A 13,353-nucleotide genomic window follows, 5' to 3' on the forward strand; every position below is an offset into this window, starting at 1 on the left:
ACTGGCCGGACGTTTTCGTGATAGAGTCTTGATGAATTCACAGGACGCCACGAAAAAAGGGGAATGGCGTGAATACCGAGAAGGTTACGGCTCGACGTCTTACGGCCGGAGAGGTTTCGGAGTTGGGCCTCCAGGACGGAATCTTCGTCTCGGCAGAGATGGATGGCCTTCCTCTCGACTGCTACGCCCCGGCTTTCCTTGCGGAGCCGGGTAAGAATTTCGAGGGAGGTTCCTTCACTGCGAGGACGATCTTCGGTCAGGAAATCCACGTTCTCCCGGACAATTCCGAAGAGAGCGGGATCTGGGTTGCCGACAAGGCGGGGGAGGAAATCGAGGTTCTCCAGAGTGCCGGCGTTCTTCTGAATCTCGCCCTCTTCGTTCCCAACGGGAACAAGGAATCTCTGGAGTCGCTCTACTCCTCCGCGCGGGACGCCTTCGGCGCGGGGATCGTTCAGCGCTGGAGCGAGGAAGTCGCCGCGGTGCCGGACGTCAAGGTCGACCTGTTCGAGGAGCCGGCGCGGGGGCGGAAGAACACGAGCAACCAGAACCGCGACCGCCGCGCCTTGGACATCTACCCGACCCGAGTGCGGTTCATGGAGCCCAGCGAAGGCTGGAAGTTCATTGTCGAACCGCACAAGGAGATCGTCGATGAGACACCGACGATCTGACCTGATGGCAGGTTAGACCGCCCCCTAGGGTCTTTCGTTTGGATCAGGCCGGATCAGGGAGCGGGGTCTGGTGCCGTGGATCGCAAGGCGGAGGAGTGAGGCGACGCGGAGCGTCGTGGAGTGACGACAACGCGGCGAGGCGCGGTGCCAGGGCACGCGAGCCCGGCAAGATCCAAACGAGAGGCCCTAATCGCCGGTCGGTCGTGGCTTCGATCCTTCGCGGGAGCCCGTCAGCTTGCTGACGGGCTCTTCCTCTGCCGCCCTCGCCGGTACCTCTTCGAGGCCGTCGCCCCCCCTCGTCTGTCGCGGACTTCCTGCGTTTGTCGCCGGCCCCCTTCGGATTCGTCCGTGATCGGTAACAGAGGGATCCTGCACGGGCGTTCGTATGTCCTCATGGGTGCACGGCATCGGCGGAGACGGCACAAAGGGGCGGGCGGACATGGCACGGCACAAGGAACGGGGTTGGTACAGCCGGCTTCTCGCGGCGGCACTCGGGGTGACGGCGTTGGCCGCTGCCACCTCGGTATGGACCGCGCAGGCCGACTCCGCCGGAGGGCGGCAGCAAGCGCGTGTCTCAGCGCCGGACCAGAACGGGACAGCGGCCAAGGTGGCGGCGGACATCGCGCACGCCTCGGAAGCCGGCGACCGGGGCGTCAACATCACCATCGACGACGGACCCGACCCGGTCTGGACACCGCAGGTGCTGCGACTGCTGAAGGACAACGGTGCGAAGGCCACGTTCTGCATGGTGGGCACGCAGGCCCAGGCGTACCCGGACCTGGTCAAGGCGGTCGTAGCGGCCGGGCACCGGCTCTGCAACCACACGGTCTCGCACGACACCACCATGGACACCAAGTCCGAGGCCTACCAGTCCCAGCAGATCCTGGATGCCGAACGCATGATCACCAAGGCGTCCGGAGGCGTCCGGCCGCTGTATTACCGGGCCCCGGGTGGTGCTTTCACCCCGTACAGCCGGGAGCTCGCCGCGTCCCGGGGGATGCGGCCGCTGGGCTGGAACGTCGACTCCAGGGACTTCGAGCGTCCCGGCGCGGACGTCATGGTCGCCACCGTCAAGCGCGAGATCCCCAACGGCCCGACCGTCCTCTTCCACGACGCGGGAGGAGAACGCTCCCAGACCGTGGCCGCTCTGCGCGAGGTGCTGCCCTGGCTGAGGCAGCAGGGCTACTCCTTCGGCCAGCCCGTGCGGTGAGCAAGGCTCGCCCGCACCGGTACCGGGCCCCGGCCCCCGGCACGGCTGTTCCGGCCCCGGCCCCCGGCACGGCTGTGGCGCCTGCGTCCCGTGGTCACCTGATCACCCCGCTTCGTACGCTTCCGATCGCATCCACGTCCGGTCCGCCAAGGCCTCCAGGACACGACGCTTGATCTCGGAGCGTTCCGGGCTGGTGGCGAGCGACCTGGGCAGAAAGCCGTCGCACTCTTCGTGGGGCCGCAGCACGGCGCGGACGTAGGCGTACTCGGACGGGTACCTCTCGACGAGGAGCCGGCCGGCCGCGGCCTTGGTTTCGGCCAGAGCGAGGACGTGGGGGTCTTCACGTTCCCGTTCACGCAATGCCTGGGTGATCTGACGGACGTATCGCTTGTACTCGAGACGCCGCTGCTGGATGGCCGCGAGGAAGCGGCGGGAGTTGAGCACCGCGATCGCTTTCTCCGAAGGAAGGGCGTAGAAGTCGTCGGGGAGGGTTCCCAGTCCATGAGGGGTTTCCGCGTGCGCGCGTTCCGCGGTCCTCTCCCCAAGCTCCCTCAGAGCGTTCTCCCAGCGGCCCAGCATCAGAGGATGGCGGAGCGCCGTGTTGCGTTCTTCTTGATCCTTCGCGTCCACGGCGGTGGCGAGTCGCACGGCGGCATCATCGGCAGCGACCAGCATGTCGACTTCCGGAGTGCGCGGAGCGGTGAGTTGGCCGTGCTCACAGGCGTACTCGATCTGCTCGTGCACGTTGCGGAACGAGGGTTTCTCGGCTTCGTCGCCCACGTTCCGGCGGGCGCGCTCCTGCTGAAGCAGCTCCGCGAACTCACCCGGGAACGCGGTCCGCAGCCAGCCCAGAGCGGTGAGGTGGGAGTTCGTTCCGATTTTACGTTCCGCGCTGTTGTTGAAGTCGTTGCTGCGCAACTTCTTGGCCAGCACACCGGCCTCGTGTGCGCGGTTGCGGACACGGCGCAGGCGGTGCTCGGTGGGTTCCAGGCGCGGGTCGCGGCCGTAACGCATCCGTTCGACGGCGACCTGGAGTTCTCCGCAGGCGCAGAGCAGGGCATCCTGCCAGTCCAGCCGCCATTCCGCCTTGCGCAACAAGCGACGGGTGCGCTGCGGGACGTAGCCGTTGGTGGCTTCCGCGATGGCTACCGTGACGAGGTTGTCGAAGCTCTCGGTGATCATCTGTACGAGCTCGTCCGTCGGCATGTGCTCGACGTCGGCGAGTCTCAGCCTGTCCCCCATGCCAGCCTTCCTTCGGCACGTCTTCAGTCCAGCACGGCTGCACCACCGCCGTCCCACATGGCCAAAGCAGTCTATCGACACGGACGTTGGACCGAGGGCGTAACAGGTCCACGGACAGCGGTCCGCAACCGCAACCGCAACGGCGTCCACCCGGCTCGGGAGGCGGCGGACACGGGGTCGTCCGCGAAGCGGCTTGACCTTACCCTCGGGGGCAGGGTTTAGCGTTCGTCGAGGTGAGAGACATGCGGATCGGTGAGCTGGCCCATCGGGCCGGGGTGACGACCAAAGCGGTGCGCTACTACGAATCGCTGGGGCTGCTGACGCCCGAGCGGCTGGCCAACGGCTACCGGGACTACGACGAGCACGACGTACGGCTCACGCGGGAGATCCGGGCCCTCAGCGGGCTCGGGATTCCCGTGGAACGCACCCGGCCGTTCCTGGACTGCCTTGCGGTCGGTCATCGGCACGCGGATGACTGCCCGGCCTCCCTGGCCGAGTACCGGGAGGCGATCGACGCGCTCTCCCGGCGCATCGAGGGACTCACGGTGCGCCGGACGGCACTGATCACGCACCTGCGGCAGGCCGCCCACCGCAACAGCCGTGTCCCGCCGCCCGACGAAGGAGAGCACCTGGTGACCGACTACACGAGCCTGCCGGCCGACCTGCCCGTACCCGAGGACGACGGCGCGGCCGCGCACCTGCCCGGGAGGGCGCTGCCGCCCCTGGAACCGCACAGCACCGGCGATACGACGGTCCGCCTCGACGCGCTCGGCACGGGCCGGACGGTGATCTACGTCTACCCGCTCACCGGGCGCCCGGGCACCGACCTGCCGGACGGCTGGGACACGATCCCCGGAGCGCGCGGCTGCACCCCCGAGACGTGCGGCTTCCGCGACCACTACCAGGAGCTGCTGGACGCGGGCGCGGTCCGGGTGTTCGGGCTGTCCAGCCAGGAAACCGACTATCAGCGCGAGGTCGTCGAGCGGCTCCACCTGCCGTTCGAGATGCTCTCCGACCCCGCGCGGAGCCTGGCCCAGGCGCTGGACCTGCCGACCTTCGAGGCCGGCGGGATGACGCTCTACAAGCGGCTGACGCTGATCATCCGCGACGGCGCGGTCGAGCACGTCTTCTATCCGGTCTTCCCGCCGAACGAGCACGCCGACCAGGTTCTGACCTGGCTGCGGGAGAACCCCCTGTAGCGCTGTGACCGGAAAGGTTCACCGGCTCGCGGCGTCCGGCACGGCACCTCGCCGCGTTGTCGGACGCACGCATGGCGATGACCCGGCATCTCCGGGTCATGGCCATGACCCGGCATCTCCGCGCCGTACCGCACATCTCCGCGCCGTACCGCCTGATGCCGGTACGAGTCGCCTCTCGCCAGACACCCGCCCGTACAGCCATCCGGGAGAAAACATGTTCACCGGCCTGAGCGCCTTTCCGCTCACCCCGATCACTGAAACCGGCGTCGACGAAAGGGCGTTCGCCGCTCTGATCGCCCGGCTCGCCGCTGCCGGGGCCGACTCGATCGGGGCGCTGGGCTCCACGGGGTCGTACGCCTACCTGACCCGCGAGGAACGGGCCCGCGCGGCACGCGTCGCTGTGGAACACGCCGAGCGGACGCCGGTCGTGGTGGGCATCGGCGCGCTGCGTACCCGGCACGTACTGGAGGCGGCCGAAGACGCGCAGAACGCGGGCGCGGCCGGGGTGCTGCTGGCACCGATGTCGTATCAGCCGCTGACCCACGACGATGTGTTCGGGCTCTACGAGGACGTCTCGGCGCACCTCTCCGTCCCCCTCGTGGTCTACGACAACCCCGGCACCACCCACTTCGCCTTCACCGACGAGCTGTACGCACGGGTGGCCGAGCTGCCGCACGTGGCGTCCATCAAGATCCCGGGCGTGCCCGCCGACCCCGAGGCGGCCCGGGCCCGCGTCCGGCGACTGCGTCAGATCCTGCCCGGGACGGTGACGTTGGGCGTCAGCGGGGATCCCCTGGGGGCGACAGGGCTGAACGCCGGGTGCGACGCCTGGTATTCGGTGGTCGCCGGCACCTTCCCCGAACCGGCACTGACGATCACCCGGGCCGCACGGTCCGGCGACGCCGGACAGGCCCGCGCCGAGTCGCGGCGCCTCCAGCCGCTGTGGGACCTCTTCGACCGGCACGGTTCCCTGCGCGTGGTCGCCGAGGCCGCCGCGCAACTCGGCCTCACTCCGCCCCACAGCCTGCCGCTGCCGCTGCGCGGCCTCGAAGCCGATGACCGCGCACGGGTCGCCGATGTGCTGGAACAACTGCGGCTGCGTGCGTGATCCCGGCATCGAGCGCGATGCCGCCGTCCCCTCCCGCGGCCCTGTCTCGTGGCCCTGCCTCGCGGCCCTGTCCCGTGGCCCTGCTGAATTCGACCGCAACCCATGGAACTGAATCCGAAACCCATGGAACTGAATCCGAACGGATGATCGTCTTGAACCAATGAAGGGCCCCGGTGCACGGATCGCCGTCGCACCGGCACGGCCGGACTCCGAGGAAAAGAGCCATAAGAAGTTCCGCAGGATCGCTTACACGCTGGTCGCCGCAGCCGCTCTGGGTATGGGCGGGGCCAGTGCCGCACAGGCGGCCGACATCGCCCCGGGCTGGGAGCGGTACGGCGTGTACGCCACCGACGGCGAGTGCCAGGGCAAGCTCAAGGAACTCGGCCGCGCGGGGAAGGTCGACGGGGGCGAGTGCTACGCCGAAGGGCGCGGTTACGCCCTGGACGTCCACTACAAGTGACGAGAAGGCCCGCCCTGGTGCGAACCGAGCCCTGCGACGTTCCGCACCAGGGCCAGGGACCGCATCCGGTCAGGGCGGAGGGTGTCGGCCTCCTGCCGGTGTCGTCGCAGGCCATGCCCCAGCCGAGAAGAACGTCCGACTGAAGATCGAGCAGGCCCGCGTGGAGCTGACCGCACTGGTCGCCCGCCTCTCCCCCCCCTCGCCCCGCCTCTCCCCGCAGTGACCGGACCGCGACGCGCGGAGCCCCCGGGGTGTGCCCGAACGCGACAGATGTTCTATGTTGCACAGGCAAAACAGCGGGGGGAGGCGACGGACAGCACATGGCACGGGACTACGACAGTCAACTGCTGGAGTCGGTGGCGGTACGCCGTCGCAGGATGCGCGACGCGCTGCTTTTCGGGGCGGGGCGGGCGCGACGCACTGCGGACGAACGGCTCGGGAAGGTGTTCGCGGGGATGGCCATCGCGGCCGTCCTCTGCGCGGGATGCGTCGGATGGTCCTTCATCCAGGCCACGCTGGCCAAGCAGAAGGCCGAAGAGCAGGAACAGAAGCGGCAACAACAGGGACTTGAGCAGCCGTACGCGCAGCCGTCGGCGACGAAGTCGCCCAAGTCGGCCCATTCGTAGCAACCTTGACCCTGAAGGGCGGTAACGCCGCGATGATAGGTTCCCGCAAGTGGTGAGCACAGCAACGACTTCCCGAGCGCAACTGTCCCGGGTGACCCTGGTCGGCGAGCGACGCCGGGCCGACATGGTCCTCCCCTCGGACACCCCCATGGGGCAGCTGCTTCCGGACATCCTGCAGTTGCTCGACGACCGTGCCGCCTCGCGGCCCATGACACGCCAGTTGGTGACGTCGGACGGTTCGGCGCTGCCGCAGGACAGCACGCTGGCCGGCGCCGGCATAGCCGACGGCGCGGTCCTGCGGCTGGTCAGGACCCACTCCGCGCCGCCCGCCCCCGTCGTTCACGACGTCGTCGACCTGGTGGCCGACGATCTCGACCTCCAGGCCTGGCGCTGGCGCCCCGCCGCCCGCAGGGGCAGCGCGGGAGTGGCGACCGTCGCCTTCGCGGTGATCGCCGCACTGCTCGCCCGCCGCGAGTTCGCACTCGACGCCCTGGCCGGCGCCCTGCTCGTCATCACCGTCCTCCTGTTCGCCGCCGGCGCCCTCGGCGCCCGCGTCGGGAACGGGAACCGGGGCCTGGCCACGGCTCTCCTGCTCGCCTCCGGAGGACTCGGCGTCCTCACGGCGTGGACGGCCGCCGACGCCTACCAGTGGGCGGGGACCGCACGACTGGCCGCCGTCGCGGCCGCGCTCGTCCTGACCCTCGTCATGCTCGGCTGGTTCTCCCCGCTCGGTCGCGGCGGATTCATCGGCGCCGCAGCCATTGTCACGATCACCGCCGTGTGGGAGGTGGCCGCCTCCGTCCAGGACGACCCGGCCCGACTCGGCGCGGTCATGGCCATGTTCTCCGTCGTCCTGCTCGGCCTGCTGCCCCGCCTCGCGCTGATGGCCTCGGGGCTGACAGCGCTCGACGACCGGCGCTCCGGCGGAACGTCCGTGAGCCGGCACCAGGTGGGCGACGCGCTCGCCGCCACGCACCGGGGCCTCGCCCTCGCCACGATCGCGACGGCCGTCTCCGCCGCGACGGCCGGCTGGTTGCTCACGCTGGCCGGCGAACCGAGCGTGTGGACCGTGGTGCTGCCGTCGCTCGTCGCCCTGGTGCTCCTGTCGAGGGCGCGGGCCTTCCCGCTGGTCGCGGAGGTCGTGGCGCTGATCGCCGCGGCGGGGTTGCTCCTCGTACGCCTGGTGATGCTGTGGATCGGACACGGCGGCGGCGCGGGAGCCCTCGCCGTGCTGTGCGTGGCCGCGCTGCTGCCGCTGCTCGGGCTCGCGATGCAGCCGCCGGACCACGTGCAGGTACGGCTGCGGCGCATGGCCGACTTCGTCGAGTCCGTCGGGGTGGTGGGGTTGTTTCCGCTGGCCGTCGGAGTGTTCGGCATCTACGGGCAGTTGCTCGACAAATTCTGAGGTCCACGCGCGGGCGCTCCGCGCGGGGCAGCAGGTCGGAATGAAGAGGGGCAGGGGGCAGGCATGTCGAACGCGGACAACTGGCAGGGTGATGTCCTGCGGGACCTGAGGGGCGGCGGCCGGCAGCCCGCTCCGCAGGGCGGGCCTGGGCCCGCCGGGCAGGGCGGGCCGGGACCCACCGGGCAGGGCGCCACCCCGCCCGTGCCCCCCGGCCCGGGTCAGGATCCCGCGCTGCCCGTCGCCCCGCAGGCCCCGGTCCCGCACGCGCCCCCGCACCCCGCCCCCGAGGTCCCGGTCCCGTACGCGCCCCCGCACCCCGCCCCCGAGACCCCGCCTGCCGCCCGGCAGCCGCAGAACCACGCTCCGGCACACGGCCCCGCCCACACCGGCGCCCGCGCGACCCGTACCCCCGACTCCCGTCCCGCGGTCGATCCGAGTCTCGCCGGAGCGAGCCGCAAGCCCCGCAACGGCGAACCCTTCACGGTCCGGGCCGCCCGCGCGATCTGGCGAACGGTTTCCTCATCCGTGGCCCGCGAGGTCGCCGAGGTCTCCCGTACCGCCGAATCCCTCCAGCAGCCGGTGACCACCGGCCGCCAGATCGCCGTCACCTCCATCCGCGGCGGCGCGGGCAAGTCCACCGTCGCGGCCCTGCTGGGCACCACGTACGCCCACTACCGCCAGGACCCCGTCCTCTTCGTCGAGGCCGACCCGGCCCTCGGCTCGCTGCCCGTCCGTCTCGGCGCCGAGTCACTGCGCTGGACCACCGGGGACGTCGCCGACATCGTCCAGCCGCAGATGTCGCTGCTCGACATCACCGGCTACCTCGTCCAGCTCCGCGACAACGCCTGGCTGCTGCCCGGCAGCCAGGGCCAGATCGGCGCCATGCTGGACTTCCGCTCCTACGAACGCGTCATGGTCGCCCTGCGCCGCTACTTCGGTGTCACGGTCGTCGACTGCGAGACGCTCCCCGCGGAAGTGGCCCGCGTCGCACTGACCGCCTCCCAGGCCTGCGTCCTGACCACCCCCGCGACCCTCGACGGCGTCGCCAGCACGCACGCGGTGCTCCAGTGGATGCAGGGCCTGCCCCCGCACGTGATCGGCGGCACCGTCGTGGTCCTCACCGAGCAGGCCCCGCACTCGGGCATCGACACCGACAAGGCGGTGCGCACGCTCCGGTCCACCGGGACGAGCGTCCACGTCCTGCCGTACGACCGCCACCTCGCGGACGGCGGCGCGATCCGCACCGACCTGCTCGCCCGGGCGACCAGGACGGCCGCCACCCGCATCGCGGCGGACGCGTTCCAGCTTTCCCAGAAGCGCCACTGACGGACGACGACGGACGACGACGGACGACGAAGATGAGCACCCGACTGATCCACCGCCCCGCCCGGACGGTCAAGCCGCCCGCGGCCTCCGAGGCGCGCGTCATCGAGGCACCGCCGAATCTGCCCGAGGGCAAGGCGGGCAACATCGCGATGTCGCTGCTGCCCGTGGCCGGTGTCATGTCGTCCGTCGTGATGATGACGGTCGTCCGCAACAGCCAGTTCGCCGCTCTCGGCGCACTCATCCTCGTCGTCACCATCATCGGTTCCGTCGGACTCGTCTTCTCCCAGCGCGGCAAGGCCCAGCGCACCCGCCGGACCCAGCGCGAGGCGTACCTCGCCTACCTGGAGGACCTCCGCGAGGAACTCGCCACCGAGGAACGCGAACGGGGCGAGCGCGCCGACGTGCTCAACCCGCCGCCCCACGCGCTCTACGACATCGTGCGCGACCCGGCCCGGCTGTGGGAGCGCCGCCGCGTCGACGCCGACTTCCTGCGCGTGCGCGTCGGGACCGGCGAGATGCCCGTACGCGACCTGCGGATCGCGGACCAGGGCTCCACCGTCCTCACCCCGCCCGACCTCTTCATGCTCAACGAGGCCTCGGCCCTGACCACCCGCTTCCGCAACGGCACCGAACTCCCGCTCACCGTCCCCCTCGACCGCGTCGGCAACGTCACCGTCATCGGTCCCCGCGAGGACTGCCTGCGCGTCGCCCGCGCCCTGATGGTGCAGACCGCCGCTTCCCACGCACCCGACGACGTCGCCATCGCCCTGGCCGTGCCCGGCGACCGGCTCGACGACTGGGAATGGGCCAAGTGGATGCCGCACCTGCTCGACACCGAGCAGTTCGACGGCCCCGTCGCCGCCCGCCGGATCGCCCCCTCGACGGAGCAGCTCGCCCGCCGGCTCGGCCCCGAACTGCGCCGCCGCGCCTCCTACGCCGCCGAAGTCCGGCGCGGCCTGTCCGGCAAGGACGCCCTGTCGATGACCTCCCGGCTGCTCGTCGTCGCCGACGGACACGGCGAGAACGCCGTCGATCTGCCGCGCCCGGACGAGGCCGTCGGCCTGCGCGAGATGGGCACAACCGTCCTGCACCTGCTCGACCAGCGGATCCAGGAGCCCGGCCACGTCGGCGTACGGATCACCGTCGAGGGAGACCGGGTCCTCATCGAGGACCTGCGCCAGGAGGAGCCGATCAGCGCCCACGGCACCGTGGACGAGGTCGGCATCCCCTTCGCCGAGGGCCTGGCCCGGATGCTCGCGCCGCTGCGGCTGTCCGCCGAGTCCCTGATCGACGCCCCGCTGTCCGGACCCGTCGACTTCGCCGACCTGCTCGGCATCGACGACGTGGCCGGCCTCGACCTCGACCGGCTGTGGGCGCCGCGAGGCGAACGCGCCTTCCTGCGCGTGCCCATCGGCGTCAGCGACTCCCGCGAGCCGGTCCTGCTCGACCTGAAGGAGTCCTCCGAGCTGGGCATGGGCCCGCACGGGCTGTGCGTCGGCGCCACCGGCTCCGGCAAGTCCGAACTGCTGCGCACCCTCGTGCTCGCCCTGGTCGCCACGCACCCGCCGGAGGACCTCGCGCTCGTCCTCGTCGACTACAAGGGCGGCGCGACCTTCGCCCCGTTCGCGGACCTGCCGCACGTCGCCGGTGTCATCACCAACCTGGAGAACCAGGCCGGTCTCGTCGAGCGCGTCCACGCCTCCCTCGCGGGCGAGGTCAAGCGCCGCCAACAGGTCCTCAAGGACGCGGGCAACGTCGCCGACATCGGCGACTACGCCGCCCTGCGCGCCGACCGGCGGCCCGACCTGGAACCGCTGCCGCACCTGTTCGTCGTCATCGACGAGTTCGGCGAACTCCTCACGGCCAAGCCCGATTTCATCGACCTCTTCCTGTCCATCGGCCGGATCGGCCGCTCCATCGGAGTGCACCTGCTGCTGTCCAGCCAGCGCATCGAGGGCGGCAAGCTCAGGGGCCTGGACACCTACCTCTCCTACCGGCTGGGCCTGCGCACCTTCTCCGCCGACGAGTCCCGCACGGTCCTGGACACCACCGACGCCTTCCATCTCCCCCCGCTGCCCGGCTTCGGCTACCTCAAGGTCGACACCAGCCACTACGAGCGCTTCAAGGCGAGCTACGTGTCCGGCGGCTACCGCGGGCCCGTCCGACGGACCGAGGAGGAGGACACCGGTCCCCTCGCCCTGGAGTACGAGGCGTTCAACACCCTCGCCGACCTGGAGAACCAGGGGCCGCAGGAGCAGCCCTCCGCCCGGCGCCGCGAGACCGGCCCCACCGAGATGGGCGTCATCGTCGGACAACTGGAGCACGCCGCCGCCCCCGTGCGCCGGATCTGGCTGCCGCCGCTGCCCACCGCGATCGCGCTGGACACGGTCGCCGGCCCGCTGGACGCCGGCCCGCGCGGGATGCAACTCGCCAAGCGGCGCGGCCGGCTCACCGTGCCGCTCGGCCTGCTCGACGACCCGACGAAGCAGTGGCAGGGCGAGTGGTACCTCGACCTGACCGTCGCGGGCGGCCACGCGGCCGTCATCGGCGGGCCGCAGTCCGGCAAGACCACCCTGCTGCGCACCCTCGTCCTCTCCCTCGCACTGACCCACACCCCGCGCGAGGTCGGCGTCTACGGCCTCGACCTGGTCGGAGGCGGCCTCCAGGCCCTGTCGGGTCTGCCACACGTCGGCGGCATCGCCGGCCGCGCCGACCGCGAGCGCGCGGCCCGTACCGTCGAAGAGGTACGGAACATGCTCGCCATCCGCGAGGACCTCTTCCGCGAGCACGGCATCGACTCCGTCGAGCAGTTGCGCACCCTGCACGCGGCGGGCCGGCTGCCCCTGCTGGCCTCCGCCGAGATCGTCCTCGTCATCGACGGCTTCGGCGCACTGCGCGACGACTTCGAGGAACTCGACGACGCCGTCGTGGACATCCTCAAGCGCGGCGGCGGCTACGGCATCCACGTCGTCGCGGGCATGCTCCGCTGGAACGATGTCCGCATCGCCACCCAGTCGAACTTCGGCACCCGGGTCGAGCTGCGCCTCAACGACCCCGGCGAGTCCAGCATCGAGCGCAAGCTCGCCGAGACCCTCTCGCCCGACGAGCCCGGCCGGGTCCTCACCGACGGCAAGCTGTTCGCACAGGTCGCGCTGCCCCGCACGGACGGCCTCGCCGACCAGGCGGAGCTGGGCGCCGTACTGGAACGTACGGCCCGTCAGGTGCGCGCCACCTGGAGCGGAGAGGCCGCCCAGCCGGTACGGGTGCTGCCGCACGTCCTGGAGCCGCACCTGCTGCCGGGACCCGCCGCCGAACCCCGCCGGGTGCCGATCGGCCTCGACCAGACGGCACTGGCGCCCGTACTGCTGGACCTCTTCGCGCACGACCAGCACCTGCTGGTCATGGGCGACAGCGAATGCGGCAAGACGAACCTGCTGAAGACCATCGCGGCCGGACTCATCGAGCGGTACGGCGAGGAGGAGCTGGTCTTCGCCGTCATGGATCCGCGCCGCGCTCTGCGCGGAGCGGTCCCCGAGGAGTTCAACGGGGGCTACGCGTACAACTCCAAGATGTGCGGGGGACTGGCCGCGGGCATCGCCACCGAGCTGGAGCGGCGGATGCCCGACGACAAAGTCCCCCTGGACGACCTGGAACCCGGCAGCTGGGGCGGCGGTCCCCGGATCGTGGTCCTTGTGGACGACTACGACGTGCTCACCACCGCCGGGCAGTCGCCGCTCGCTCCCTTCCTGCCGTACATCCCGTCGGCGGTCGACATAGGCCTGCACTTCGTGCTGACCCGTCGCGTCGCCGGCGCCTCGCGCGGCATGTTCGAGCCGCTGGTGCAGGGGCTGCGCGAATCGGGGGCCTCGGCCGTGGTCATGGCGGGCGACCGCAGTGAGGGCCAGCTCTTCCCCGGTGTGTACGCGTCGCAACAGCCCGCCGGACGCGGTGTGTTCGTCCGACGGGGGCAGACCCAACGCCTGATCCAGACCGTGTACACGCCCGGGTGACGAAACCGCCGGACCACCAAGGACCGTACGACGCCATGACCGACCAAGGACCGTACGACCCGATGACCGAGTAAGGACCGTACGACGCCATGACCGACC

At 70.8% G+C, this 13,353-nt stretch carries 10 protein-coding genes; 9 read left to right on the forward strand and 1 reads right to left on the reverse strand.

The window, feature by feature from the left end:
* Positions 1–68 precede the first annotated feature (68 nt).
* Both ACIQD6_RS34530 and ACIQD6_RS34535 read left to right on the forward strand, forming a co-directional pair.
* A complete protein-coding gene (locus ACIQD6_RS34530; RefSeq protein ID WP_401890541.1) occupies positions 69–668 on the forward strand; it encodes a hypothetical protein in 600 nt (199 codons plus the stop codon).
* Positions 669–1,107: 439 nt separating this feature from the next.
* Positions 1,108–1,878, forward strand: a complete 771-nt coding sequence (locus ACIQD6_RS34535) for a polysaccharide deacetylase family protein (protein ID WP_401890543.1) — start codon at positions 1,108–1,110, stop codon at positions 1,876–1,878.
* A gap of 102 nt (positions 1,879–1,980) precedes the next feature.
* Here the strand turns inward: ACIQD6_RS34535 and ACIQD6_RS34540 are convergent, their stop codons facing one another.
* Positions 1,981–3,120 carry a hypothetical protein gene (locus ACIQD6_RS34540; protein ID WP_401890545.1) on the reverse strand — a complete coding sequence of 380 codons (1,140 nt, stop codon included), beginning with the start codon at positions 3,118–3,120 and terminating at the stop codon, positions 1,981–1,983.
* Between the two features lie 242 nt (positions 3,121–3,362).
* On the opposite strand from ACIQD6_RS34540, the gene ACIQD6_RS34545 reads away from it, so the two are divergent.
* The 7 genes from ACIQD6_RS34545 to eccCa all read left to right on the forward strand — a co-directional run bounded on the left by ACIQD6_RS34545 (position 3,363) and on the right by eccCa (position 13,254).
* Entirely contained in the window at positions 3,363–4,319 is a 957-nt protein-coding gene (locus ACIQD6_RS34545) for a redoxin family protein (RefSeq protein ID WP_401890547.1), read from the forward strand.
* Positions 4,320–4,533: 214 nt separating this feature from the next.
* Positions 4,534–5,427, forward strand: a complete 894-nt coding sequence (locus ACIQD6_RS34550; RefSeq protein WP_401890550.1) for a dihydrodipicolinate synthase family protein — start codon at positions 4,534–4,536, stop codon at positions 5,425–5,427.
* Positions 5,428–5,587: 160 nt separating this feature from the next.
* Positions 5,588–5,887 (forward strand): hypothetical protein, encoded by a 300-nt coding sequence (locus ACIQD6_RS34555; RefSeq protein ID WP_401890552.1) that lies wholly within the window; start codon positions 5,588–5,590, stop codon positions 5,885–5,887.
* Between the two features lie 320 nt (positions 5,888–6,207).
* A complete protein-coding gene (locus tag ACIQD6_RS34560; RefSeq protein ID WP_401890554.1) occupies positions 6,208–6,513 on the forward strand; it encodes a hypothetical protein in 306 nt (101 codons plus the stop codon).
* A gap of 49 nt (positions 6,514–6,562) precedes the next feature.
* Positions 6,563–7,918 (forward strand): type VII secretion integral membrane protein EccD, encoded by a 1,356-nt coding sequence (gene eccD / locus ACIQD6_RS34565; protein ID WP_401890556.1) that lies wholly within the window; start codon positions 6,563–6,565, stop codon positions 7,916–7,918.
* A 63-nt stretch (positions 7,919–7,981) separates the two neighbouring features.
* Positions 7,982–9,244, forward strand: a complete 1,263-nt coding sequence (locus tag ACIQD6_RS34570) for a MinD/ParA family protein (RefSeq protein ID WP_401890558.1) — start codon at positions 7,982–7,984, stop codon at positions 9,242–9,244.
* 32 nt (positions 9,245–9,276) lie between these two features.
* On the forward strand, positions 9,277–13,254 hold the full coding sequence (eccCa, locus tag ACIQD6_RS34575) for a type VII secretion protein EccCa (RefSeq protein WP_401890561.1): 3,978 nt from the start codon (positions 9,277–9,279) through the stop codon (positions 13,252–13,254).
* The last annotated feature ends 99 nt before the right edge of the window (positions 13,255–13,353 follow it).

The sequence above is a fragment of the Streptomyces sp. NPDC088400 genome, from assembly GCF_044753355.1.
Classification (GTDB): Bacteria; Actinomycetota; Actinomycetes; order Streptomycetales; family Streptomycetaceae; genus Streptomyces.

Coding starts and splice junctions, on each gene's coding strand:
- ACIQD6_RS34535 (WP_401890543.1), top strand. CDS start 1,108: ATGGCACGGCACAAGGAACGGGGTTGGTACAGCCGGCTTCTCGCGGCG.
- ACIQD6_RS34540 (WP_401890545.1), bottom strand. CDS start 3,120: ATGGGGGACAGGCTGAGACTCGCCGACGTCGAGCACATGCCGACGGAC.
- ACIQD6_RS34545 (WP_401890547.1), top strand. CDS start 3,363: ATGCGGATCGGTGAGCTGGCCCATCGGGCCGGGGTGACGACCAAAGCG.
- ACIQD6_RS34550 (WP_401890550.1), top strand. CDS start 4,534: ATGTTCACCGGCCTGAGCGCCTTTCCGCTCACCCCGATCACTGAAACC.
- ACIQD6_RS34555 (WP_401890552.1), top strand. CDS start 5,588: ATGAAGGGCCCCGGTGCACGGATCGCCGTCGCACCGGCACGGCCGGAC.
- ACIQD6_RS34560 (WP_401890554.1), top strand. CDS start 6,208: ATGGCACGGGACTACGACAGTCAACTGCTGGAGTCGGTGGCGGTACGC.
- ACIQD6_RS34570 (WP_401890558.1), top strand. CDS start 7,982: ATGTCGAACGCGGACAACTGGCAGGGTGATGTCCTGCGGGACCTGAGG.
- eccCa (WP_401890561.1), top strand. CDS start 9,277: ATGAGCACCCGACTGATCCACCGCCCCGCCCGGACGGTCAAGCCGCCC.